At 65.8% G+C, this 24,667-nt stretch carries 20 protein-coding genes and 1 riboswitch; of the genes, 4 read left to right on the forward strand and 16 right to left on the reverse strand.

Annotated features, from left to right (window positions below; genetic code table 11):
- Nucleotides 1–76: 76 nt before the first annotated feature.
- The 3 genes from Q0982_RS02390 to dctP form a co-directional block, all read right to left on the reverse strand.
- The gene (locus tag Q0982_RS02390; RefSeq protein WP_299391381.1) at nt 77–1,348 is read right to left on the reverse strand and encodes a TRAP transporter large permease; all 1,272 of its coding nucleotides are present in this window, start codon (nt 1,346–1,348) and stop codon (nt 77–79) included.
- Nucleotides 1,349–1,876 carry a TRAP transporter small permease gene (locus tag Q0982_RS02395; RefSeq protein WP_299391383.1) on the reverse strand — a complete coding sequence of 176 codons (528 nt, stop codon included), beginning with the start codon at nt 1,874–1,876 and terminating at the stop codon, nt 1,349–1,351. It lies immediately after the preceding gene.
- Between the two features lie 91 nt (nt 1,877–1,967).
- The gene (gene dctP / locus Q0982_RS02400) at nt 1,968–2,966 is read right to left on the reverse strand and encodes a TRAP transporter substrate-binding protein DctP (protein ID WP_299391385.1); all 999 of its coding nucleotides are present in this window, start codon (nt 2,964–2,966) and stop codon (nt 1,968–1,970) included.
- A gap of 207 nt (nt 2,967–3,173) precedes the next feature.
- Here dctP and Q0982_RS02405 point away from each other — a divergent pair, with 207 nt between their 5' ends.
- The gene (locus Q0982_RS02405) at nt 3,174–4,097 is read left to right on the forward strand and encodes a dihydrodipicolinate synthase family protein (protein WP_299391387.1); all 924 of its coding nucleotides are present in this window, start codon (nt 3,174–3,176) and stop codon (nt 4,095–4,097) included.
- A 41-nt stretch (nt 4,098–4,138) separates the two neighbouring features.
- On the opposite strand, the gene Q0982_RS02410 is transcribed toward Q0982_RS02405, so the two are convergent.
- The 3 genes from Q0982_RS02410 to Q0982_RS02420 all read right to left on the reverse strand — a co-directional run bounded on the left by Q0982_RS02410 (nt 4,139) and on the right by Q0982_RS02420 (nt 7,191).
- On the reverse strand, nt 4,139–4,324 hold the full coding sequence (locus Q0982_RS02410; protein WP_299391388.1) for a hypothetical protein: 186 nt from the start codon (nt 4,322–4,324) through the stop codon (nt 4,139–4,141).
- A 158-nt stretch (nt 4,325–4,482) separates the two neighbouring features.
- Entirely contained in the window at nt 4,483–5,799 is a 1,317-nt protein-coding gene (guaD, locus tag Q0982_RS02415) for a guanine deaminase (protein WP_299391390.1), read from the reverse strand.
- A gap of 195 nt (nt 5,800–5,994) precedes the next feature.
- Entirely contained in the window at nt 5,995–7,191 is a 1,197-nt protein-coding gene (locus Q0982_RS02420; protein WP_299391391.1) for a urate hydroxylase PuuD, read from the reverse strand.
- Nucleotides 7,192–7,333: 142 nt separating this feature from the next.
- Between Q0982_RS02420 and Q0982_RS02425 the strand changes: the two genes are divergently transcribed.
- Nucleotides 7,334–8,314, forward strand: a complete 981-nt coding sequence (locus Q0982_RS02425) for a LysR family transcriptional regulator (RefSeq protein ID WP_299391393.1) — start codon at nt 7,334–7,336, stop codon at nt 8,312–8,314.
- On the opposite strand, the gene Q0982_RS02430 is transcribed toward Q0982_RS02425, so the two are convergent.
- From Q0982_RS02430 to Q0982_RS02460, 7 genes are all read right to left on the reverse strand, one after another.
- Nucleotides 8,311–9,054, reverse strand: coding sequence for a hydroxymethylpyrimidine/phosphomethylpyrimidine kinase (locus Q0982_RS02430; protein WP_299391394.1), 744 nt, complete (start codon nt 9,052–9,054; stop codon nt 8,311–8,313). The genes Q0982_RS02425 and Q0982_RS02430 overlap by 4 nt on opposite strands.
- A 3-nt stretch (nt 9,055–9,057) precedes the next feature.
- A complete protein-coding gene (locus tag Q0982_RS02435; RefSeq protein ID WP_299391396.1) occupies nt 9,058–9,669 on the reverse strand; it encodes a thiamine phosphate synthase in 612 nt (203 codons plus the stop codon).
- Nucleotides 9,666–10,436, reverse strand: a complete 771-nt coding sequence (locus tag Q0982_RS02440; RefSeq protein ID WP_299391397.1) for a thiazole synthase — start codon at nt 10,434–10,436, stop codon at nt 9,666–9,668. Before Q0982_RS02440 ends, Q0982_RS02435 begins: the two co-directional genes overlap by 4 nt.
- A 5-nt stretch (nt 10,437–10,441) precedes the next feature.
- Nucleotides 10,442–10,639: a sulfur carrier protein ThiS gene (thiS, locus tag Q0982_RS02445; RefSeq protein ID WP_299391399.1), complete on the reverse strand. Its 198-nt coding sequence runs from the start codon at nt 10,637–10,639 to the stop codon at nt 10,442–10,444.
- Nucleotides 10,608–11,651 (reverse strand): FAD-dependent oxidoreductase, encoded by a 1,044-nt coding sequence (locus Q0982_RS02450; protein WP_299391401.1) that lies wholly within the window; start codon nt 11,649–11,651, stop codon nt 10,608–10,610. The genes thiS and Q0982_RS02450 overlap by 32 nt, the downstream gene beginning before the upstream one ends.
- Nucleotides 11,652–11,656: 5 nt before the next feature.
- Entirely contained in the window at nt 11,657–13,513 is a 1,857-nt protein-coding gene (gene thiC, locus Q0982_RS02455; RefSeq protein WP_299391403.1) for a phosphomethylpyrimidine synthase ThiC, read from the reverse strand.
- Nucleotides 13,514–13,640: 127 nt separating this feature from the next.
- Nucleotides 13,641–13,766, reverse strand: a riboswitch (TPP riboswitch).
- A gap of 119 nt (nt 13,767–13,885) precedes the next feature.
- Nucleotides 13,886–14,389: a GNAT family N-acetyltransferase gene (locus tag Q0982_RS02460; protein WP_299391404.1), complete on the reverse strand. Its 504-nt coding sequence runs from the start codon at nt 14,387–14,389 to the stop codon at nt 13,886–13,888.
- A gap of 286 nt (nt 14,390–14,675) precedes the next feature.
- Between Q0982_RS02460 and Q0982_RS02465 the strand changes: the two genes are divergently transcribed.
- Nucleotides 14,676–15,707, forward strand: coding sequence for a GlxA family transcriptional regulator (locus Q0982_RS02465; protein WP_299391406.1), 1,032 nt, complete (start codon nt 14,676–14,678; stop codon nt 15,705–15,707).
- On the opposite strand, the gene Q0982_RS02470 is transcribed toward Q0982_RS02465, so the two are convergent.
- Both Q0982_RS02470 and Q0982_RS02475 read right to left on the reverse strand, forming a co-directional pair.
- A complete protein-coding gene (locus Q0982_RS02470; protein ID WP_299391408.1) occupies nt 15,635–16,321 on the reverse strand; it encodes a cysteine hydrolase family protein in 687 nt (228 codons plus the stop codon). The genes Q0982_RS02465 and Q0982_RS02470 overlap by 73 nt on opposite strands.
- A gap of 10 nt (nt 16,322–16,331) precedes the next feature.
- Nucleotides 16,332–17,156: an SDR family oxidoreductase gene (locus tag Q0982_RS02475; RefSeq protein ID WP_299391409.1), complete on the reverse strand. Its 825-nt coding sequence runs from the start codon at nt 17,154–17,156 to the stop codon at nt 16,332–16,334.
- A gap of 269 nt (nt 17,157–17,425) precedes the next feature.
- Here Q0982_RS02475 and Q0982_RS02480 point away from each other — a divergent pair, with 269 nt between their 5' ends.
- Nucleotides 17,426–19,156, forward strand: coding sequence for a tryptophan halogenase family protein (locus Q0982_RS02480; protein WP_299391411.1), 1,731 nt, complete (start codon nt 17,426–17,428; stop codon nt 19,154–19,156).
- A 214-nt stretch (nt 19,157–19,370) separates the two neighbouring features.
- On the opposite strand, the gene Q0982_RS02485 is transcribed toward Q0982_RS02480, so the two are convergent.
- On the reverse strand, nt 19,371–24,488 hold the full coding sequence (locus tag Q0982_RS02485) for a hypothetical protein (protein WP_299391413.1): 5,118 nt from the start codon (nt 24,486–24,488) through the stop codon (nt 19,371–19,373).
- Nucleotides 24,489–24,667 lie beyond the last annotated feature (179 nt).

A 24,667-nucleotide genomic window follows, 5' to 3' on the forward strand; every position in this document is an offset into this window, starting at 1 on the left:
CGCGGGTTTTAGCCCATCGGGCGGCGGCGCGCAATCCGCCGTCGATGACAGTGCGGTCCCGGCGGCACCGGCAGCACTAGAAGTAGAAGGGCAGGAAGAGCGCCAGGTCCTGCCAGAACCACAGCAGCACCGCGGTGCAGAGCATCATCACGGCAAAGGGCCAGGCGCCCTTCACCACCTCCTCGATGCGCGCGCGGCCGACCGCCTGAATGACGAAGAGGTTGAGGCCGACCGGCGGCGTGATCAGCGCGGTTTCGATCAGCACGACGAAGAAAATGCCGAACCAGATCGGGCTGATGCCCATGGCCTCCAGCGAGGGAAAGAGCACCGGGACCATGATCAGCAGCATCGAGAGCGCTTCCAGGAAGAAGCCGATAAGCAGCAGCACCCCGCCCACGGCCAGCATGAAGAGGCCGGCATCGGCAAAGGTGTTGGTCAGGACCTGGCTGATGGTCTGCGGGATCAGGTAGAGCGTGATGGCGTAGGAGAAGACCTTGGCGCCGGCGATGATGAGGAAGATCATCACCGTGGTGCGCATCGCGCTGTAGGTCGCCTCGCGCAGCTTCTCCCAGGTCATGCGGCGCATCGCAAAGGTGATGAGAAGCGCCAGCACGAAGCCGACCCCGGCGCTTTCCGACGGGGTGGCGATACCGGCGTAGATGGAGCCGATGATGACGACGGCGAGAAGGATCGTGGGCAGAGCCAGCAGGCTGGCGGCCCGGCGCTCCGCCCAGCCCGCCTTCTCCAGCGGCGTGTAGCCGCCGCCCAACTTGGCATAGAGCACGCCGTAGACGAGGAAGATCCCGGCCAGGAAGAGGCCCGGGCCGACCCCCGCCAGAAAGAGGGTCGGGATCGACTCCTCGGTGATCACACCGTAGATGATCAGGGGAATGGACGGCGGGATCAGGATGCCCAGGGTGCCCCCGGCGGCCAGCATGCCGAGCACGAAGGGCCGGTCGTAGCCGCGCCGCGTCATCTCCGGAATGGCCACCGTGCCGATGGTCGCCGCCGTGGCGACCGACGACCCGGAGATCGCCGAGAACAGCGCGCAGGAGATCACCGTCGCCGCCCCCAGGCCGCCGGGCCAGTGGCCGACCCAGGACTGTACGGCGGCGAAGAGGTCTTTCCCCACGCCGCCGCGCAGCAGCACGTTGGACATCAGCAGGAACAGCGGCACGGCCAGCAGTTCGAAGCTGTCCATGGTGCCGTAGAGCCGCTGGGGCACGCCGATCATCGGCAGCCCCTTCAGAAAGAGCAGCACGATGCCCAGGCTGCCCACGGCAAAGGCCACCGGAACGCGCAGCACCAGCAGGACGACCAGCGCCAGCAGAATGAGGAAGGCTTCCACCTAGTGCACGCCCCCCGGCTGGTCGTCCGCCGCGCCGTGCCCGGCACTCGGCGGTATCCCCACTGTCCAGACCCGCAGGATCTCGACGAGACCTTGAATGAACAGCAGCCCCAGCCCGACCCAGATGGAGCCGTGGGTGATCCACTTCGGCGTCGCCAGGAAGGTGTCGGTGGTGTGGCCGGCGCGCGCGGCCTTCAGCCAGAGCTCGAAGCCGTACCAGCAGGCGACGCCGCAAAACAGCAGGATCGCCAGCAGGCCGAAGGTCTCCACGATCTTGCGGGCCAGGGTCGTCGGATCCTTGAAAGCGACCTCGATCAGGATCATGTCGCGGTGCTTCAGCACAAAGGCCGCCGCCAGGAAGGTCGCCCAGATCTGGAAGATGCGCGAGACCTCGTCGACCCAGATGGTCGGCAGAGTGAAGACGTAGCGCATCACCACTTCAAAGGTGACGAAGAGGCCGATGGCAAAGAACATCCAGGCTGCGAGCTTGCCCGCGACCTCGGACAGGGTATCGATCAGCTTGATCACGGCGGGCGGCCTGGTGTGAATCCGGTCGTGGGAAAGCCCAATTGCCGAGGGGCCTGCGATAGCGGTGCAGCCCCTCGGCCTGGGATCTTGCTCAGAACTTCTGCGCCTCTTCGACGACCTTGGCCGCCGTCTCACCGCCTTCGCTGACGAAGCGGTCGACGACGGCGGCGGTGGCCTCGCGCCACTGCGCGCGCTCTTCGTCGGTGAGCTCGATCACAGTGATCTTGTCGCGCAGATAGGCGAGCGCCTCCGCTTCGATCTCGAAGACGCTGTCGCGCAGCTCCTTTTCCACCTTGGCGCCGCAGTCGTCGACGACCTTGCGGTTGGCATCGGAAAGGCCCTGGTAGACCTCGTCGTTCATCACGGCAACGAACTCGATATCCGAGTCATAGGTCAGGGTCATGTAGTCCATGACTTCGTAGAGCTTGCGCGACTTGGCGCCGGTGAGGCCGGTGATGCCGGCATCCACCGCGCCCTGCTGGTAGGCCAGGAACTGCTTGGACCCGGACATCAGCGTCGGCGCCGCGCCCAGGGCCTCGGCGGTCCAGCCCAGGAGCTTGCCGAAGGTACGCACCTTCTTGCCCTTGATGTCGTCGGGTACGCGGATCGGGTCCTTGGAGAGATAGATGGTCCGCCCGAAGGCCTGCCACCAGAGAATGCGCGCGCCGGTTTCCCGCAGCACCGCGTCGTCGATGGCCGCCCGCGCCGGCGAACCGGGGGCGGTGAACTTCGCCACCTTCTCCGGCGTGTCCAGCAGGAAGGGCACGTAGACGGCGTCGACCGCGGGGACCGAGCCGGCAAAGCGGGTGAGCGAGGCCGTTCCCATCTCGATGGCGCCGGAGCCGACAGCCTCCGGCACCTGGTTGTCCTTGTAGAGCTGGGCCGAGGGGAAGATCTGGATATCCAGCTCGTCAGTCTGCGCTTCCACGCAGCCCTTCCACGCGTTCAGGTTCACGCCCAGAGGATGGGTCTCCGGAAGCTGCAGTGTCACTCGGATGGCGGTATCCGCCTGGGCGGCGGCGCCCGCCGCCAGAAAGGCCGCGACGGCCGCGGCGCCCAGAAGGGCGGTCTTCTTCCCCAAGGTCTTCATGGTGTCCTCCCGTTGGCGCGCGGGCTTTCGGCGCCCGCGCCTGTCGTGTCTTTTCGAGTTGGGGATTTTTCCCTGATCGGCGGTTAATGTCCAGCGGTGGTATGCCAGGATTGACGCCCCTCCGCGCGCCCCTATCATCGCCTGGCCGGCGGAACACGGCGCCAACACGAAAGAGCGCCTGCAATCATGAAGGGAGAGACGGAAGCCATGACATCCTCTGAGGTCTACAGCGGGGTCTGGCCCGTCGCCCCCACCCCCTTCGACGAGGCCGGCGGCCTGGATCTAGACGGGCAGAAGCGGGTGCTGGACTGCATGATCGATCAGGGGGTCGACGGCATCTGCATCCTCGCGAACTACTCCGAGCAGTTCCTGCTGTCGGACGCGGAGCGCGAAACCCTGACCCGGCTCTGCCTGGAGCATGTCGGCGGCCGGGTGCCCGTCATCGTCACCTGCTCTCACTTCTCAACCGGGATCGTCGAGGCGCGCTGCCGGCAGGCCGCCGCCCTGGGCGCGGCCATGGTGATGCTGATGCCGCCCTATCACGGGGCGGCCCTGCGCGCCGACGAGACGGGTATCTATGAGCACTTCGCCCGCGCGGCCGAAGCTGGCGGCCTGCCGGTGATGGTTCAGGACGCACCCTTGTCCGGGGTGACCCTCTCCATCGACCTGCTGGTGCGCATGGCCCGGGGCATTCCCCTGCTGCAGTACTTCAAGATCGAGACGCCGCAGACCGCCGCCAAGCTGCGCGCGCTCATCGCGGCCGGCGGCGAGGCCATCGTAGGACCCTTCGACGGCGAGGAGTCCATCACCCTGATGGCCGACCTCAACGCCGGCGCCACCGGCACGATGTCGTCCGCCACCCTGCCCGATCTCATCCGGCCGGTGGTGGTCGACCACCACGAGGGCCGCGGCGCCGAGGCCGCCGCCGGCTACGCCCGCATCCTGCCCCTCATCAACTTCGAGAACCGCCAGTGCGGCTGGCGCGCCGCCAAGACGGTGATGATGGAAGGCGGCGTCATCAGGTCGGACTTCGTGCGCCATCCGACCTTCCCCCTGCACCCGGCGACCCGCGCCGAGTTGCTGGAGATCGCCCGCAGCCTGAACCCCCTTGCACTGACCTGGGGCCGCTGACCTGGGGCCGCTGACCTGGGGCCGCTAGGGCGAAGTGCCGATCAGTCGTCGCGTTGTTCGTTGCGTTCCCAGAAGGGCTTGCGATTGGGATCGCGCGGCCGGCTCTGCACGCCGGAACAGGCGGCAAGGCCCAGGGTCATCAGCCCGATGCCCATACCCGCCATGACCCGCCCGAAGGCGCGGCGGTCGCTGGGCTGTTCTAGAACCGGAGTACGGCTGCGTTCCATGTCGTCCATCCTGTCTGATAGTCAGCCCGCCCCGACCCGGCGGTGCATTGGTGTCAGCGGGACGTGGGGACGGCGACATCGCCAATCAAGACGCAGAAAAAGCTAATATCTACAAAAGGTTGTGATATCCAGGGGACCGCTGCCGGGCAGGCAGCGGATCAGCCGTCCTGGCGGCTGTGGACCGGATCGCCGGCAATGTAGGTGGCGCGCACGGCGCGGTCGTCGCCGAGGGTCATGAGCAGGAAGAGTTCCTCTTCCAAGGTCTCCACCCGCGCATAGCGGTGCGCCATGGCCGCGGTCGCTTTCGCATCCAGCACCACGATGTCGGCTTCGCCGCCTTTGGCCAGGCGCCCGATCTTGTCCTCCAGTCCCAGGGCGCGGGCGTTGCCCAGGGTGATCCTGTAGAAGCCCTGCAGCGCCGGCAGGTTCTGGTGCTGCAGTTGCAGCACCTTGTAGGCCTCCGCCAGGGTGGACAGCATGGAGTAGCTGGTGCCGCCGCCGACATCGGTGGCCAGGCCGACACGCAGCGGCATGGCGGGGTCCTGCGCCCGTGCCAGATCGAAAAGACCGGAGCCGATGAAGAGATTGGAGGTCGGACAGAAGGCCGCCACCGAGCGGCTTTCGCTGAGCAGGGGCCGCTCGCTGTCCTCCAGGTGGATGCAGTGGCCGAAGACCGAGCGCGGCCCCAGCAGGCCGAAACGCTCGTAAACGCCGGTGTAGCTCTCCGCCCAGGGAAAGAGCGCGCGAACCGTCTCGATCTCGCGATGGTTTTCGCTCAGATGGGTCTGCAGGTAGCAGTCCGGAAACTCCTTCAGCAGCGTGCCGGCGGCTTCGAGCTGCGCCTCCGTCGAGGTGACGGCGAAGCGCGGCGTGACGGCATAGAGCTGACGGCCCTCTCCGTGCCAGCGTTCGATCAGGGCCTTCGAGTCCGCGTAGCCTTGTTCCGCCGTATCGCTGAGGTCGGGCGGCGCGTTGCGGTCCATCAGCACCTTGCCGGCCAGCATGCGCGCGTTGCGGCGATGGGCCTCTGCAAAGAAGGCCTCCGCCGACTGCGGATGCACGGTGCAATAGACCATGGCCGTCGTCGTGCCGTTGCGCGCCAGTTCGTCGAGGAAGAAGGCGGCGACCTGCGCGCAGTGCTCCGGCTCGGCGAAGCGCTGTTCCTCCACCAGGGCGTAGCGTTCCAGCCAGTCCAGAAGCTGCGCCCCGTAGGAGGCGATGACCTGGGTCTGGGGATAGTGGATGTGGATGTCGATGAAGCCCGGCAAGATCAGCGCATCGGGATAATGGTCGATGGGCGTGGCCGCATCGAGGCGCGGCATCACCTCCTCCGCCGCGCCGACGTCGGCAATCCGGCCCTCGACCATGAGCACCAGGCCGTCCTCTATGAAGTCGTAGCCTTCGGCCCCGACCACTGCGGGATCGTCGCGGAAACTGAGCAGACGGCCACGGACGGCGCGTGAGGAAGCAGTCATAGCCGCGGCACCGTAGGCGCATTGCGACCGAAAGATATTGGCGGCAAGGGTGTCACCCCCACCCCAACCCTCCCCCATCGAAGGGGGAGGGAGAGTGTTTCAGGGCTGCTGTGAACACCCCCTCCCCCCTTGCGGGGGAGGGTTGGGGTGGGGGGTGAAGCGGCGAGATCTTGCGTGGCAATCATGGAAGCTTGCCTACCAGGCCGGGGCGCCGGCGGCGATCCAGGCGGCGAGCAGTTGGCGTTCCTCCGCCTCGATCTCGGTGATGTTGCCCGGCGGCATGGCGCCGCTCAGCAGCACCTGGGTCTCGATCCCCCGTACGTGCTTGCGGATCTGCTCCGGCGTTTCCAGCAGAACGCCCTTGGGCGCCACGGCGATGCCCTCCCACAGGGGTTCGGCGGCGTGGCACATGGAACAGCGTGCGAGCACCACGTTTTCAACATCAGCAAGTTCGTAGCCCTGCGGCACCGTCGCCTCCCCCACCGGCGTCGCCGGCTGGGCGCTCAGCCAGACGATGGCGACCAGCCCCAGGGCGGCGACACCCCAGGTCCACCAGGGTTCCTTCCCGCCCTTGTGCTTGGTGTTGAAGAAATGTCGGATCACCGCCCCCATCACCAGAACGATAGCAAGGATCACCCAGTTCCAGCGGCTGGCGAAGGTCAGCGGGTAGTGGTTGGAGATCATCACGAAGATGACCGGCAGGGTGAGGTAGTTGTTGTGCAGCGAGCGCTGCTTGGCCTGCAGGCCCAGCTTCGGGTCCGGCTCTTTCCCGGCGATCAGGTCGGCCACCACCTTGCGCTGGTTCGGGATGATCACCAGGAAGACGTTGGCCACCATCATGGTGCCGATCAGGGCGCCCATCTGCATGTAGACGCCGCGCCCGCTGAAGACCAGCGTGAAGAGATAGCTGAGCGCCACCAGAAAGACGAAGCCGACGAGGGCGAGGCGGTTGTCGTCGCGCCCCAGGGGCGAGCGGCAGAGCAGATCGTAGACCACCCAGCCCAGCGCCAGGCCGATGACGGAAACGGCCACCGCCATCCAGGGCGTGAGGTCCAGCACCGAGCGGTCGATCATGTAGAGCTCGGCCTGCAGGTAATAGACCAGGATCAGCAGGGCGAAGCCGGAAAGCCAGGTGGTATAGGCCTCCCACTTGAACCAGGTGAGCTGGTCCGGCATGCGCGCCGGCGCCACCATGTACTTCACCATGTTGTAGAAGCCCCCGCCGTGGACCTGCCAGGCCTCGCCGCCGGCGCCCTCCGGCAGGCCCTCGCGCTTCTTCAGACTGAGGTCGAGGGCGATGAAGTAGAACGAGCTGCCGATCCAGGCGATGCCGGCGATGACGTGCAGCCAGCGCACCGCCAGATCCAGCCATTCCCAGGCCACCGTCACCATTCCAGAACCCCCTGCTCGGTTTTCAGCCGCTCAAAGCCGCCTCGCTATGCTAGCGAAGGCGCAGCCTTCAAGGAATTGAAAGGCTTGCCCTATCACTTTCAAAAAATCCCGAATAAAATAGCCGCATAAGTGTGAGGCGGCCATGTCCCTGCTGGAAAACATCCGGGTCTTCGTGAGCGTGGTGGAGCAGGACTCCATGTCAGCGGCCGGGCGGCAGCTCCGTCTTTCCCCGGCCGTCGTCAGCCATCGGATCCAATCCCTGGAATCGCATCTCGGGGTACGCCTGCTGAACCGCACGACACGGCGGGTGCAGCCCACCGAACAGGGCCTTGCCTTCTACCAGGCCTGCCAGGACGTGATGGCAGCGGTGGAGCGGGCGGAGAACGTCGCCGCCGGTGCCGGCGGCGCACCACAGGGAACGCTGCGCGTGACTGCGCCGCTCGGCTTTGCCCGCCGCATCCTCGCGCCCCTGGTCCCGGTCTTCCAGGCGGCCCACCCGCAGGTGACCCTGCAACTGAGGCTCTCGGAACACATCATCGATCTGCTGACGGAGTCGGTGGATGTCGCCGTGCGCATGGCGATCCTCTCCGACTCCTCGCTGATCGCCCGCAAGGTGGTGGACTGCGAGCGGCTGCTCTGTGCCGCGCCGGCCTACCTCTCCGATGCCGGCAGGCCGGCGACGCCGGAAGACCTCCTGGACCACAACTGCCTGCTGCTGCGGTTCGCCGGCTCCCAGCAATACCGCTGGACTCTGCAGTCGGACGGCGGCCCGCGCACGCTGTCGGTCCAGGGCCGCTTCGATGCCGATGACGGCGACGTGCTCACCGATTGGGCCTTGGAGGGCCGGGGCATCGTGCTGAAGCCGCTCTGGGAGGTGGCCCACCATCTGCGCAGCGAGCGGCTGGTGCCTGTGCTGCTCGACCATCCGCCGGACCCGGTTGCCCTCAGCATCCTCTATCCCCACCGCCGCCTGCTGCCCGCGCGGGTGAAAGCCTTCGCCGATTTCGCCGTGCCGCACTTCACCGCTGCCATCAAGACACAGCTCGACGGCCTGAGCCTGAAGGCGCTGGCCCAGCAGGCGGCAAAACCGGCGAAGAAGAGGAACCGCCGCAGCCGCACCTAACCTGCCGAGGCGATGCGCTGCTGAACGAAGGCTTTCGCGGCTTCGCAGGCCGCCGCCGGCGGCTGACCGGCGGCCAGGCCCGCGGCAAGGGCGCTGGCCAGTGTGCAGCCGGTGCCGCGCAGGCTGACCGGCGCGCGCGGCGCGGCGAAGCAGCGGAGGCTGCCATCGGCGGCGAACAAGCGGTCAACCGCCTCCGCCCCCTCGGCGTGGCCGCCCTTCATCAGCACCGCGCGCGGCCCGCAGGCGAGCAGCGCTTCGGCCTGGGCCGCAATCTCCGCCGCCGTGGAGGCCGCCGGAAGGCCGGCGAGCAGTGCCGCCTCCGGCAGATTGGGGGTGAGGATCTCGACGATCGGCAACAGCTCCTGCTTCATGGCGTCACGGCCCGCAGTGTCCAGGAGTTCGACGCCGGAGGACGACGCCAGCACCGGGTCCAGCACCACGGGCAGCCGGGGCCAGGCGGACAACACGGCGGCGACCGCCTCCACCGCCTGCGCAGCGCCCAGCATGCCGATCTTGACGGCGCCGGTCGGTCCGGTCTCGAGCGCGGCCTCAAGCTGGGCGGCGACCAGGGACGCCGGCATCTGCTCAACCGCCGTCACGCGGCCGTCGGTCTGCGCGGTCACCGCCGTGACCACCGGGCGGGCCGACCCGCCCAGCGCCGTGATGGTAGCAACGTCGCGCGCGAGGCCGGCGCCGCCGCTGGAATCGCTGCCGGCAATGACGATGACGGGCAGCGCCATGACCTAGGCGGGCACGCGGGTCGCCGCCAGCCATTCGGCGGTCCGCGCTTCCGGGTCCGGATTGAGGGTGATGTCGGTGACGACCGCAGCAGAGTCCGCGCCGGCGTCGAAGACCCCCGGCAGGCGCTCCGGGTTCAGCCCGCCGATGGCGACCAGCGGCCTTGCGCCGATCATCTCCTTCCACTCCCCGATCCGCTCCAGGCCCTGGGGCGCCCAGGGCATCTTCTTCAGGACGGTCGGATAGACCGGGCCCAGCGCCACGTAGTCCGGATCGTGCAGCAGGGCACGGTAGAGCTCGGCATGATCGTGGGTGGAGACACCCAGGCGCAGACCGGCGCGGCGGATCGCCGCCACGTCCGCGTTCGCAAGATCGCCCTGGCCGAGGTGGACGAAGTCGCAGCCGGTATCGATAGCGACCTGCCAGTGATCGTTGACCACGAGCTGGCAACCGTGACGCCGGCAAAGTGCTTTGGCGGCAGCCACCTCGTGGCGCAGAACATTCTCCGGCGGGTCCTTGATGCGCAACTGCACCAGCTTCACGCCCAGGGGAACGAGGCGCCGGATCCAGGCCGCGCTGTCGACGATCAGGTAGAAGCGGTCGAGGGCAACGGTCATCCCAGCACCGCCTTTCCGAGAACAGGGGTGGAGGGCGCGGCCATGTCGCGCGGCTCCATCGGATCGGCTTCGTAGGCCTGCCGCCCTGCCGCAACCGCCTGTCCGAAGGCCCGCGCCATGGCGACCGGATCGCCGGCCTTGGCGACCGCGGTGTTCAGCAGAACGGCGTCGTAGCCCAGCTCCATCGCCCGCGCCGCCTGGGACGGCAGGCCGAGACCGGCGTCGACAATCAGGGGCACGTCGGGAAAGTGGGCGCGCAGGCTGCGCAGGCCGTAAGGATTGTTGAGGCCGCGCGCGGTGCCGATGGGCGCGCCCCAGGGCATCAGCACCCGGCAGCCTGCGGCGAGCAGACGCTCCGCGACCACCAGGTCCTCGGTGGTGTAGGGGAAGACGGCAAACCCTTCCTCCGTCAGAATGCGTGCCGCTTCCACCAGCCCGAAAACATCCGGGCAGAGCGTATCGTTCTCGCCGATGACCTCCAGCTTGATCCAGGGGGTTCCGAAGACCTCCCGCGCCATCTGGGCGGTGGTCACCGCCTCGGCCACGCTGTGGCAGCCGGCGGTGTTGGGCAGCACGCGGACGCCGAGGGAGCGGATCAGCGACCAGAAGGCCTCGCCCTGACGTTCGCCCGCGGCCTCCCTGCGCAGGCAGACGGTGACGACCTGCGTTTCCGAGACGCGCACCGCCTCCGCCAGAATAGCGGGCGACGGGTACTGCGCCGTCCCCAGCAGCAGACGCGCGGTAAGATCGACGCCATAGAGATTCATCGCCCTCACCCTCCCTGCATGGGGACGAGCACTTCCAGGCTGTCTCCCTCCCGCAGGACCACGGTGGCCCGCGCGGTGCGCGGCACAAAGGCACCGTTGACCGCCGTGGCAACGCTCTTGTTCTTGAAGCTGAGCTCGCCCAGCAAGGCCTCCAGCGAGGCGCTGGTCACCTCACGCGGGCGACCGTTCACGATGATCTTCATCCATGATCTCCGGTATGAAGCTTGGATCGGCGACAACCTCCGCCAGCATGCGTGCGCAGGCCGGGGCCAGCAGGAAGCCGTGCCGGAACAGCCCGTTCACGTAGAGCCGCCGGCCGCGCCGGCGAAGGCGCGGCAGGTTGTCGGGAAAGGCCGGACGCAGATCGGCGCCGGTCTCGACGATCTCCGCCTCGGCAAAGGCGGGATGCAGGGCATAGGCGGCATTCAGCAGATCGACGACGCCGCGCGCGGTGACGCCGCCGCGGTCCTCCGACTCGATCTGGGTGGCGCCCAGCATGTAGAGGCCTTCAAATTGGTTCGGGGGGTCGCGCGGGACGAGATAGAGCGGGTGGCGGGGATGCAGCAGGCGTAGCGGCCGGGTGATCCGAACGTCGCGGGCGCGGATCATCAGCATCTCGCCCCGCACGCCGCGCAGATCCGTCAGCGCATCGCGGGCCGCAAAACCACGGGCATCGACGACGAGGCCGCGCGGCAGATGGTCGGCTTCCGTGCGGTAGCGGATGATCCCGCCCAGGCCGCAGAAGCGGCGGCTGAGCGCAGCCATGGCCGCCCGCGGATCGAGATGCGCTTCCTGTGGGAAGTAGAGGGCGCGCGTGAAGCGCCCGGCCAGCGCCGGCTCCAGGGCGGCAATGCCGCCGTCGTTCAGCAGGTGGTGCACGCCGGGCTGCGCGGCCGTACGCCGGGCGAAGCGGTCCAGTTCGGGACCGTCGCGCGCCGCAGCCAGCACCAGGGAGCCACGCCGCTCCACCCCCGGCACCCGGTCGGCCCACCAGCCGATCGCCTCCTGCCCCAGGCGCACGACGGGCTCCTCCGCCGTCTCGCCTTCGCACCAGGGCGCCAGCATGCCCCCGGCATACCAGGAACAGGACTGGCGTCCCGGACCGAGCCCGCGTTCGACCACCGTCACCGGATGGCCGCGCTCGCGCAGCGCCACGGCGGCGCAGAGGCCGGCAACACCGCCCCCGACCACCGTGATCACTTGCCTTTCCGCCATGGCGGTCACTCCGCCGCGTCGCCTGCCCGCTCCGCCGGGACATAGAGATCGCCGCCGTCGCGGTAGCGCGCCGCCATCTCGGCCATGCCCTGCTTGCGGGCATCGGCACGGATGTCGTGAGAGATGCGCATGGAGCAGAACTTCGGCCCGCACATGGAACAGAAGTGGGCCACCTTGTGCGCCTCCTTGGGCAGGGTCTGGTCGTGGAAGGAGCGTGCGGTGTCAGGATCGAGGGAGAGGTTGAACTGATCCTCCCAGCGGAACTCGAAGCGCGCCCGCGACAGCGCGTCGTCGCGCACCTGCGCCGCCGGATGGCCCTTGGCGAGATCGGCCGAATGCGCGGCGATCTTGTAGGTGATGACGCCGGTCTTCACATCGTCGCGGTCGGGCAGGCCCAGATGCTCCTTGGGCGTCACGTAGCACAGCATCGCGGTGCCGAACCAGCCGATCATCGCCGCCCCGATGCCGGAGGTGATGTGGTCGTAGCCCGGCGCGATGTCGGTGGCCAGCGGCCCCAGGGTGTAGAAGGGCGCCTCGCCGCAGGCGTCGAGCTGCTTGTCGACGTTCTCCTTGACCTTGTGCATCGGCACATGGCCGGGCCCTTCGATCATCACCTGGCAGTCCCGGTCCCAGGCGATCTTCGTCAGTTCGCCCAGGGTCTCCAGCTCGGCGAACTGCGCCGCGTCGTTGGCATCGGCGATGGAGCCGGGGCGCAGGCCGTCCCCCAGGGAAAACGACACGTCGTAGGCGCGGCAGATGTCGCAGATCTCCTCGAAGTGCTCGTAGAGGAAGCTTTCCTGGTGATGGTGCAGGCACCACTTGGCCATGATGGAACCGCCGCGCGATACGATCCCGGTGGTGCGCTCCACCGTCAGCGGGATGTAATGCAGGCGCACGCCGGCGTGGATGGTGAAGTAGTCCACGCCCTGCTCGGCCTGTTCGATCAGGGTGTCGCGGAACACCTCCCAGGTCAGGTCTTCGGCAATGCCCTTCACCTTCTCCAGCGCCTGATAGATCGGCACCGTGCCGATGGGCACCGGGCTGTTGCGGATGATCCATTCGCGGATGTTGTGAATGTTGCGGCCGGTGGAAAGGTCCATCACCGTGTCGGCGCCCCAGCGGATCGCCCAGACCATCTTGTCCACCTCCTCGGCCATCGAGGAAGTGACCGCGGAGTTGCCGATGTTGGCGTTGATCTTCACCAGGAAGTTCCGGCCGATGATCATCGGTTCGATTTCCGGATGGTTCACATTGGCGGGGATGATGGCGCGCCCGCGGGCCACCTCGTCGCGCACGAATTCCGGCGTGACATGGTCGGGGATGCTGGCACCCCAGCTCTCGCCGTCGCGCGCCATCTTCTCCTTCAGTTCGGCGCGGCCCAGGTTCTCGCGGATGGCGATGAACTCCATCTCCGGCGTCACGATGCCGGCGCGGGCATAGGCAAGCTGCGTCACGGCGCCATTGCCCTGCGCCCGCAGAGGCTGGTGACGCACAGGAAAGGCCGGCGTCTCCTTGTCGGCGCCGACGAAGCCGTTGTCCTCCGGCTTCACATGACGGCCGTCGTAGCGCTCGACGTCGCCGCGCGCCTCGATCCAGGACTGGCGCAGACGGGGCAGGCCGCCGGCAATATCGGTCGTCACCGCGGGGTCGGTATAGGGACCGGAGCTGTCGTAGACCACCACCGGCGGCTCCTCGGCCGTCGGATGCAGGTCGATGGCGCGCAAGGGCACCCGGAGGTCCGGGTGCAGCGCCCCAGGCTCGTAGACCTTGCGGGACGACGGCAGCGGCCCGGTGGTGATGCTGGGCGCACGATCCGTCTTGATGTCGGATTTGTTCTGGGTATCAGGGGAAACGGCGTTCATTTGGCTCTCCCTCGTTGGTCGTCGAGAGACCCAATTCACGCATCGGCTGTGAGGATTTCTTGGGGCCGGACTCGCTTTCTGGAGTCTTCGGTCTTGAGACCTTCTGCGGGCCTGGAGACCTTTGGCGGGTGCCGGCTTCCAGCCATCCCTACGCCAGCGTTAACTGGATCAGGTTCGAAGGGTCGCCGCGCCGGTGCCTCTCAGCACCCTATCGGCCTCTCAACTCCTTGCCGGAGCTCCCCTGGCTACTGCGTTAATCATTGGTTGCCGGGCGCCGGCTGTCAACCCGCCGTCATGTGTTTAGTCGGAACGCTCAAGAACAAGGCTGCAAACGGCCCGGCGTGGCACGGCGAGCTTTGTCAGGCGCCGCCGCTATGGCTTCGGTTCCCTGATCATCGGGTAGAGGATGGGCGACGAGCCGGCCTGGATCTTGCCGATCACCCTGAAATCGAACCGCTGATAGAGGGCGACGTTGCGCAGGCTGGTGCCTTCAAGATAGGCGATACAGCCCTCAGCATCGCACCGTGCGAGACCCTGAGTCAGGATAGCGGACCCGAGGCCGGTGTTCCAATGGGTCGGGTCGGCCGCGATCAGCGGCAGGTACCAGCAGGGCCGGTCCCGGGGGTGATAGTCGTCCATCAAGGCGAAGACGGCAGCGACGTCGCCGGCGATTCTCTGCGCCACGGTCTCCGCAAAGATCTCCTCGATGGCCGCACCGTCCGGCATCGCATCGGGCGGCAGCCAGAGCGCCGCCGCCTTGCCACCCTCTGCGATGCAGGCCGAGCCGGCAGAGAAGGCCGCGCCGCCGAACGCCGCCGCGAAGCGCGGCATGGTCTTGAGATAAACCTCCGGGTCGGGCCAGGACCAGCGCGCCATCGGGTCGGCGGCAAACCCGAGTGTCAGCGTGTCGAGCGTCCTCTGTCGATCTCTGCCGGAGGCAACCTCAATTCTTGGTGCTGGCCCCGGTGCTGACCCTGGTGCCGCCATAAAAATCCCTCCTCGTGGTGCGGGTCGGCGGCGCTGAAGCATGCTCTAGCCGAACCCTGCCTTTCGACGAAGGTCAATCGCCCCTCCTTTCCGGCCAGAACAGGGCGTATCGGTGGTATGGCGGCAGCACGCCACCCATGGCAGACTGCTCAAGCCGCGCCACGCGCTCATCGCTATGACTTCCCGACACAAGCCTGTCTCCCAGAGAACCGTTCCCATCGTCGTCTTCGACGGCGTGAACCTGCTGGATGTCGCCGGTCCGATGCAGGTTTTTGCCGATGCCCTCCTGCCGGACGGCGGCCCTGCCTATGACTGCTTCCTGATCGCGGCGCGCGCCCGCGGTGTCTTGGCAGACACCGGCGTGGCGCTGCCGGCCCGTCCCTTCGCGAGCCTCAAACGGCAGCCCATCGACACGCTGCTGGTGATGGGCGGCGACGATGCGGAAAGCCCGGCGCAGGACCGCAAGCTGGTGAATGGCGTCACCCGCCTTGCCGGCCGCAGCCGGCGCGTCGGTGCTGTCTGCACCGGAACCTTCATTCTCGCCGCTACCGGCCTGCTGGCCGGTCGCCGTGCCGTCACCCACTGGAGTGCCTGCGCGCGGCTGCGCAGCCTTTATTCCGATATCGCTGTAGAGGTCGATCCGATCTTCATAAAGGACGGCCACCTTTGGACCTCTGGCGGTGTTACCGCCGGGATCGACCTGGCGCTGGCCATGGTCGCGGAGGATCTGGGCCGGCCGGCGGCGCTGCGGACCGCCAAGCGCCTGGTGATGCCGATGCTGCGGCCCGGCGGCCAGGCGCAGTTCAGCAGCCTGCTGACCATTCAGTGTGCCGACGCCACGGGCCGCTTCGAGGCGTTGCATGCCTGGATGGCCGATAACCTCGCGGCCGACCTGAGAGTCGAGCGCCTGGCCGAGCGCGTGCACATGAGCCCTCGCAGCTTCGCCCGCCATTACAGGGAGGTGACCCGCCGCACCCCGGCCAAGGCGGTGGAGGCCATGCGCATCGACGCGGCCAAGGCGCTGCTGGAAGGCACCGCCCAATCGGTCACCGCGGTGGCCCGGGCCTGCGGCTTCGGCAACGAAGAGCGGATGCGCCGCGCCTTCCTGCGCAGCGTGAAAGTCGCCCCCAGCGCCTACCGTGCCGCCTTCGGCGCCCCGGCCGCGAGTTCGGCCAGCAGGGTGTCTGTCGTCGCCAGCCGGCAGTAGCCCTGCAGCGTCCCCAGCGCGGTCCGGTGGACGTCTTCGCTGAAAGACGTGCTGGCGTCGCGCACCAGGGTCACCAGGTAGCCGAGGTCGCAGGCGTCGCGCACCGCGCTCTGCACGCAGTGATCGCTTCGAATGCCGCAGATGACGAGCTGGCGGACACCGAGGTTGCGCAGGACGTAGTCGATGTTGGTCGAGATGAAGACCGACGAGGAGGACTTCGGCAGCACGATCTCGTCCGCGCCGGGCGTCAGTTCGTCGACCACCCGCCCCTCCCAGGCGCCCTTGGGGATGTTGAAGCCGCTGATCTTGTAGTCGAGGCTGCGGTCGCGCCCGTCCAGGGTCAGGCTTTCGATGGTGGTGTAGAGCACCTCCGCCCCCGCGGCGCGGCAGGCCGCCTGCAGCCGCTGGATGTTCGGGACCGTGGTTTCCTCCAGGCGCCGGAAGTAGGCGCCGTAGTCGATCTCGTCCGTCTCAGGCGACAGCAGCGCCATTTCGCCGCCATCGGGACGCACGCAAAAGTTCTGCATGTCGACGACCAGCAAGCCCGTCTGCAGCGGGTCGAGAGGAAGATCGCGGGTCGGCGGTTGGGTCTCGGACATGGGCGCAGTGGACATGAGTGTGGCGTCAGCCCCGGTCGAACTTGTCGGCCCAGTCCTTGTGCCAGCGCGACAGCGGCGGGCGGTTTTCGATGATGTCGCCGGCGGCCCAGAGCATGCGCTTGTGGTCCATCTCCGCCGTCACCTCGTCGTCCGGGCAGATTATGTAGAAGTCGCCGCGGTCCAACGCCTCCAGCATGACATCGATCACCTGTTCCGGCAGCCAGGCGCCGGGCTTGTGCTCGCGCTTACCCGTGGTGGTCCAGCCGGGCACCAGCAGGTGGGCCGAGACCTGGCAGCCCTCGGTGTTGCGCAGGCGGTGCTGCAGTTGCTCGGTGTAGGTTTTCAAGGCCGACTTGGTGACGTTGTAGATCGTGTTGCCCGGCGGATTGGTGATGCCCTGCTTGGAGCCGGTGTTGACGATGGCCGCCGGCTCCCCCTGCGCCATCATGCGCGGCAGGAAGGCGCGCTCGGCCACCACCGCGGCCCAGAAGTTCACCGCCATGGTCTGGCGCCAGTCGCCCAGATCCTCGCGCGCCCCGCCGGAGACCCGAACGGCAGCGTTGTTCATCAGGATGTCGCAGCGCCCGAAGCGCTGGTCGGTGGCCTCCGCCAGCGCGGCGATGGCGTCTTCGGAGGCGACGTCGGTGGGAACCGCCAGAACGTCCTCCGCGCCGCCCGCGGCCAGCGCCGCCACCGCAGCCGCCGCGTCTTCCAGCGCCGCCGCCTCGACGTCGGCCAGCACGGTCTTCAGGCCCATCTCGGCGAAGCGCTTGCAGGCGGCCAGGCCGATGCCGGAGGCCGCGCCGGTCACCACCGCGACACGGCCGGGTTGAAGAAAAGATGCAGTCATCGCACGCGCTCCCCCTGCTGCGGCGGACGGAAAGAACCAGGTCCGATCCTAAGTCTGGCAAAAAACCGCGCCGCCTCAAAGCCAAAGCACCCCTCGATCGGCCATCCCCCGAAAGAACCGCCGGCCATGGCGGCTCGCCCGTTGACCCAGGTTTGCCACAGGCGCAAGCTGACGCTCGGACGTTTTGGCTAGGAGGGGCTGGCCAGGAAGGCACCACGGTTCAATTAGTCGAGCCGCAGAAGAGCCTGTCCGGAGGGGGGAAAGACATCATGGGCGAGCGGATTACCGCCGTCACCATCGTGGGTGGCGGCACGGCCGGCTGGTTGACGGCGCTGATTTTGACCACGGCCTTCAGGACCCAGGCAAAGGACGGTGGCGGAAACAGCGAGGCGCGGAAGGTCACGCTGATCGAGTCGCCCAACGTCTCCACCGTTGGCGTCGGCGAGGCGACGGTGCCGGCCATGCCCCGGCTGCTTCAGCAGATGGGCATCCCGGAGCAGGACTTCTTCAAGCACTGCAACGCCTCCTTCAAGCTGGGCGTGCTGTTCGACAACTGGAACGTCGACAAGAACGGCAAGCGCATCGCCTACATCAATTCCTTCAACGAGGCGCCGGTGATCGGCGGCGTCGATGCCGCCCACTACTTCCTGAAGTACGGCGCCGGCGGGCAGGACTTCTCCCGCGTCGTCTCCCCGGCGCTCGACCTGGGCCTGGCCCTCAAGGGGCCGCGCCCGTTGGACGCCAAGCCCTTCACCCAGGGCGCCGGCTTCGCCTATCACCTGGACGCCGGGCGTTTCGCCGAGCTGCTGAGCGAGGTCTGCGTCGCGCGCGGGGTGGAGCACATCCGCGACGACGTCGAGGACATCGAAACCGACGAGCGCGGCTTCATCACCGCCCTCACCCTGAAGCAGCGCGGCGCCCACCCGGTGGAGCTGGTGATCGACTGCACCGGCTTCCGCGGCTTCCTCATCAACAAGGCGCTGGGCGAACCCTTCGTCGACTATTCCCGGTACCTCGCCAACGACCGCGCGGCGGCGGTGCAGATCCCCCACCCGGACCCGGAGAGGATCGAGCCGTTGACCCGCTCGACGGCGCTGGGCGCCGGCTGGGTCTGGCGGGTGCCGCTCTACAGCCGGGTCGGCACCGGCTACGTCTTCTCCAGCGCCCACCGCAGCGACGACGAGGCGGGCGCCGAGCTGCTGGAGCATCTGGCCCCGCAGCTGGGCGCGGCGGCCAAGGACGCAACGCCGCGCTTCATCCCCATGCGGGTCGGGCGCACGCGCCGGCCCTGGGTGAAGAACTGCGTCGCCATCGGGTTGTCGTCGGGCTTCATCGAGCCGCTGGAATCGACCGCCATCTACATGATCGAGATGAGCGCGCGCTGGCTGCTCGCCTACTTCCCGGACAAGGACTTCGCCGAGCCCACCCGTGCGCGCTACAACACCATCGCCACCCAGCTCTACGACGAGGTGCGCGACTTCATCTGCCTGCACTATGCGCTGGGCAACCGCACGGACAGCCAATACTGGATCGACGCCCGCGAAGACCTCGAGGTGCCCGACTCCCTCGCCGCCAACCTGGACCTTTGGAAGCACGCCGTCCCGACGCGCTACGACCTCACGTTTTCGTCGCTGTTCTCCTACCGCGTCTATCACGCGGTGATGCTGGGCAAGCAGGTCTACGAGACCGGCTACGCCGCCCCGCCGCGCGACGGCGGCGTCGTGCTGCGCCCGGCCCCCTGGCGCGACTACGTGAAGCAGACCCGCCGCGCCATCGACGCCGCCGTGAAGGCCCTGCCCGACCACCGCACCCTGCTCGCCACCATCCGCGGCGAGGGCGCAGCGGTGTCAGGCAAGACCGCCAGCGGCCCCAAGCTCCCGGCGAAACCGCACCTGCCAAGCGCCCAATTCCAAATGCCCACCGTCCCCCTCCCCGGCCAGGCCGCCCCGCTGACGCCGGTGATCACCACGAAAACGAAGAAGACGGGGCGTGGGGGGTAAGCTATGCGGCTGGCGCGGCGGCTACAGCCCCGGCCCCCTTCGCCCCCATCGGCATCAACTGTCCCCTCTGCCCGAGCCAGGCCTGTTCCCAACGCGCCCACCAGCCGCTCTTCACCGACCTGACGCTGGACCCGACAGATCTCAACACTCCGCTGACTCTAGTTCGAGTCCGATCTAAAGCAGCGCTCAACAAGAGCGCTTTCCGAGCAGTGTTCTACATCTTGCGCTCAAGCTCATATGCCTCCGATACGCCAAGGACGACGAGTCGGTCTAATATCTGCTCGATCTTGCTCTTGAGAGGATGGCCATCGGACAATAAGGCCGTATCATCTGCAGCCGCTGCTTCCAGCCATTCTACGACGCGTCGCCCAATGCCAATGTCAATCCAAAGGGATTTGTCTGTCGGGAGACGCTCAAGCCAGGCGTCGACGGCTGTGAGAAGAAAGTCGGCATGACGCGCACATGGCGAAACCATCAGAGTATTCATGGTGCAAAGAGCGATGAACGTCGTAGGACCGCCAGTAAGTAAAGGTCGCAGTGTGTCCAACATGGTATCGACCCGCTCAAAGACTGCAGGCACAAGGTACGTTCTTGTAACGGCGAACGGATTGTGACTGTTAAAGAACAGTGTCCCGACCAGCGGGCCAAAATGGGATTCGATCGAATGATCTCCCCTACGCGGCCGATATGACCATTCCCGCATCGCCATGGTGCGGCCGACCACCGCGCTGCGCACGCGCTCCGCTCTGTTATCGGACCGGGGGGAGAAGTTAAAGAACAACAAATCGAGGCTACGGAGCAGTATCACTGCGACGTCACAAAAAGACTGATCCGGCAGCCTCTCAAGCTCACTAAGGAATTGGCTGAAACGATTCTCCGGGGCGTCGAGAATGACGCGGACGGCGATGTCGTAGAACTTGAGATTCCACTCTGTTGGTTCGTGGTCGATCTCGGCCTCCGCAGGCAATCCGTGGCCATTGGCCCGCACAGTCCAACCGGCATAAGTCTCGACGATGTCAGGCAACCAGCTTTCGATCTCCGCTTTATGCTCTCCTGTAATCGCGCCAAGCCACACCGCTGCCGCGTTCGCGTCGACATACATCTCTATTTCGGGTTCCGCCTCTATGTCACCGTGCGGTGCCTCATTGGTATCCTCGTCGAGAGCGTTGGCCCTGTCCGGGGGAATAGTGATGCCGCGTCGGACAAGCGGTTGGCGGTCCACGAACTCTGGCCACGCGGGCTCGACACCGCCATTCAGCCAAGCAACTTCGGCGTCGATCATTCGTTTCTGAAGATCAGCATACTCCTGCTCCAGCTCCTCAATGCGTGCTTTATCCACGTCCCAGCGATGCCAGTGCGCGCGCCTTGTACCGAGCGCTACGCGTAGCACTGCTTTGGGGAAGCGAGGGTCAGTTGCAATAAGTTCATCCAGAGCCTCAGCGAATGCCGGTGCCGCTGACGGGTTTTTCCGAGCAGCAATGGCTAGCAAGGTACCGCGATCAGGGTCGTTACGCTGCCTATGCCACAGGTGGATTAGCGCGCTGGTCGCAAGTCCAAGCCGATTGTGATCGAGGCGCTCATGCCGATAGTGACTGGGTTCGATCGCCTCATCTAGCGTGCGTTCGATTACTGCACGGATCCATCTGTGATGGGCGCCAAGGAGTGCCTCATCGCCGTCACGTGCCGCGATCATCGCAATCGCGGCAAGCTGCGTCGAGCGAGACTTAAGATAATCAGTGTCGGTGTCTTCGGGGAGGTTGCCGGCTGCAAACTCTACTAACTGCCGTGCAACATCGGCAGAACTCTGCGCGCGATCCAAGGTCGCGAGGTTCACTATTGAACTGATATTGGCTTCGCGGACCACCGCGGCGCGCGCTTTGTCCAACTTCGTAATGTGGTCAACCTCCGACTGTGGCGGATTGTAGCGTCGCTCGCTACCAACTGTGACCCAATTCGTGGGATCGGTCATGTTGGCGGCATGGAAACCCATAAAGGCGGCGTCGCCAAAATCGGCATGGTCGCTGAACGGGCCCAGTCGTTTGACAGCCTCAATCAAATACGCATGCACCGTCTGTGATTCTTCATCGTCGACAGCGAAGTATGGCAAAGCGTCCTCTAACGTCGTCGTTCGGGAAGGTCGCTTGCGAAGGTCTTCGAGGCGCACCCGGCCATAAGGCTCTTGGTTCAGGTCAATTGCGCTCATATTGAGTCTTTCACGTGCTTGGCGTCCGCGCTCCGCCGCGAGCAGAGCGGGGCACGAAACGAACGGGACCATGGCTTTGCGCGTCTTTGGCCAGTGCGACAGCAGCAAGTCGATTGCGGTTAGTAGGTAGGCCGCACAGCTGCCCTCTGGCCCCAATACATCGGCTAGGACGTTATCGACATCCTCGCCCGCGTCGAGTCGCGCATGGCCCCAGGCTTCTAGAGCCATAAGCCCAGAGGCGACGGAATAGTTCTGGGCTTCGCCGCGCGACCAGTAGTAGCTCTCCTCACAGGGAAAGAATCGCGAATTGGTCTCGAACTTGAGCGTGAAGCCATTGTCGCTTGGCTCGCAGTTACCTGTGTGGAAGCTCAATGCGTGGCTCGTCAACCGCCGGATCAACCTGAGCCCAACGTCGGGACTCTTTTCCAGCAAATCCAGAAACGGACCTTGGGCAGGTGAGGGCGGCAGGTAGGAGGTATCGGACAGGTTGAAGGCGCGTTCACGTCCGTTGCGGAGGTCTTCCTTGCGGTCGGTGCCCTGAAGCAGCGAATTCTCGACCAATACGGCCAACTCCTTGGGTGCGGCCGAGGCGAACGTCTGACTAAAGCGCCTTATCTCATTGACCTTACGGTATTCACGGTCGGGATCGATGGCCGCCAAGTAGGTTCGCAACTCGCCGGGCGCATGCGCAGCGATCGATAGGAAGAGTTGTCGCAAGTTCTCAGTGAGCCGGTTAACCTCGCGATGAGAGAGAGGCTCAGCGTTGGGATCGGAGCTGATCACGTCCTGGACATCACGACAGTCCAGCCGCATGAGCCAGTGATGCAGCATCTTTGCGACCGGACCAATAAGAGTAGGCATGGTCGCTGGGAAGTACAGGAAGACCTCGACGAGCTTGACTACCCCGACCAGGGCTTGCAATGGGATCTCATCGATGTGGGAGACACACCAGCTTAGGACGAGAGGAGCCGCCAGCGTAACTGCCCCGCGTAGTGACTCGGGAAGCCCAGGCGTGTCTTGGCCGCTTTCCAAGGGGACAGTGTCAATCAGATCTTTGAGCGGCAGGGTGTCGATCGCTACTATCGCGCCCGTGATCTCCACAAGGAGTGCGCCGCCGTTGATGAGAAGCGAAAACGAGAGCTTGTTGAGCAGGTTTAGCGATAGCTCTGAGCGGACGATTGCTAACAACGCATTACGCCGCCATGACCCATGTGAGCCTTCCGGCGAGAGCCGTTCGAGCAGAGACAGCCATTCGGCGCCGTCCTCGCTGCGCTCAAGTGCCAACCTGCCCGCCATCTCAATGCCGCGCGCAAGATTGGGCGGCGCAGGCCTTGATAGGTTGATGCTGTCGCAAAGATCGGGTGCTTCGTGGATACGCATGCCCACTGCCCAGTCGCGCAGCACGTCATGATAGAACGTGAATTGATCGCGCCTGGGCTCACTAAGGCTGAGCGAGGCCAGAAGCTGGGTTCTCGCATCCGAGTCCTCACTTAGTTCGATACGATCCTGGCCTGCCAGCGCCGTATCGGCGAGGGAGGCCAGAATACGTTGGCGGGCGCGAACGTCCCCGTCTATCTCGCCGTCGCCCGTGCGCCACCAGTGTTCGGCGAGCGCGGCTTCAGTGCGAACGCCTGCAGCATCCTTGACCATAAGGAGGCGCGACAGCCGATAAAGGTTGCGCGCTACGGCTGCTGCTGGATGACCCGTCCAGAGCAGAGTTCGCAGCTCGGGCGCTTGTTCCTTGAGATAGGCGATCTCGTCCTCGGAGAGATCGCCGACGTTGACGGGTTCGCCATAGCCAAGCACCGACCTTGCGTCATCGTCAAGCCAGTTGGCCTCGTCGCGATCAAACTCGGTCCGCGCCGTCACGATCACCGAAAAGCCATCGATCTTAGCGACTTCACGAAGAATGTCGTTCACCGTAATCCTCTGGCTCGGATCGATGAACATCTCGAGGCTATCAATGAAGAGGACGCCGCCACCGCTCGAGGCCAAATCGTTCAAAAATTCGCGGGCGGTGCTTGTAACTCCCAGGACCAGTGCCACCTGGGCCCAACCCCCCGCTGGTGTTCTGAGCGGATCGAGCACGATCGCGCGGGCCTCGCGGAGCACTTGGTCCGCAACATGACGGAGGACAGCGGACTTGCCGACACCTGGTCCGCCGCGGATCTCTAAATAACGATGTTTGTCGCGGGCTTCGGTGACGGCCGCGACCGCAGTAGTGCGCGGCACATGGATGTGCGCGACAGTCTCGCCGATCTCGGCGAGTGCGTGGCGGGCCATCTCGTCGACTTTTGTGCGCGCGACGGCGAATTCAAGATCGCCGGCAAAACGAAGACCTTTGTCGACGATCTTCTTGCGAAGCGTCTCGCGATCAAGCGAGCCACCTGCCTTGGCAGTTTCGAGTGCGATCTCGATCAGCGTGCTCCAGAGCACATCAGCTTTTGCGTTGTCTTGCTGCGCCAAAACGAGGCGCGCCCGGTCAAGTACGTAGGTACGTACCAGCGGCGCGCTCGACTCGAAATCGAACTCGAGAATTTGGAAACGACGAATGATGCGCCAGATCACGTCATCATCGTCGTCAATGCCTGCAGCGACCAGATTGGTCCGGAAGCTGTTCACGAACTCGCGCATGTCAGGGCTTGCGACGCCTTTGGCATTTAGCCGGTTGAAGAACGCCGCGCTTGTGTTGACCGCGCGTGACCAGGAGAGTACGTCCTGATAGGGGCCAGATATCTTGTAGCTGGTACGCTGGGTAGCAACTGCCAGCTGGTGACGATCATCGCTCAGTTCGGAGCTTACTGCGGCCGTGGCAATCTGCTGGCAGACCTCCTCAAATACGCTGTCCTTAGGCGAGAATCTGACCGTGCGCTTCGACTGGATTTCAAGGAGTGAGGGACCCGCTTCTGTGTTGCCATGAATGACGATGTCGTCGAGGGCGAAGCCTTCTTCGACGCCTTGGAAGCGAACGCACTCGAATTGGTTCCCGGGTAGGCCGCGAGGCTCTGCGCGCGCCAACATCGCCAGCAGATAGAAGGCACCTAGCTCGCCTTCAATATAGACGCCTGCACCGCCGCGACCGACCGGACTTGAACCACTATCATTCTTATCTTGGGTGTTCTCGGTCATTGCTCCAAGATGCGCAGGAATGAGAAGCATGTCTAGAGAGCGGTGGACTACCCGGAGCCGCCTGCTTTCCAAGGTCCTCGATCAAAATCAGCTATCTGAGCCTCGGCAAAACCCAGTCGCTCCGTGCCTGGTGCAGAATTGACGGTATTTGGCCCACCGAAGACAACAGATACCCAATC

Origin of the sequence: Pelagibius sp. (assembly GCF_028281305.1) — a bacterium.
GTDB lineage: Bacteria > Pseudomonadota > Alphaproteobacteria > Kiloniellales > Kiloniellaceae > Pelagibius.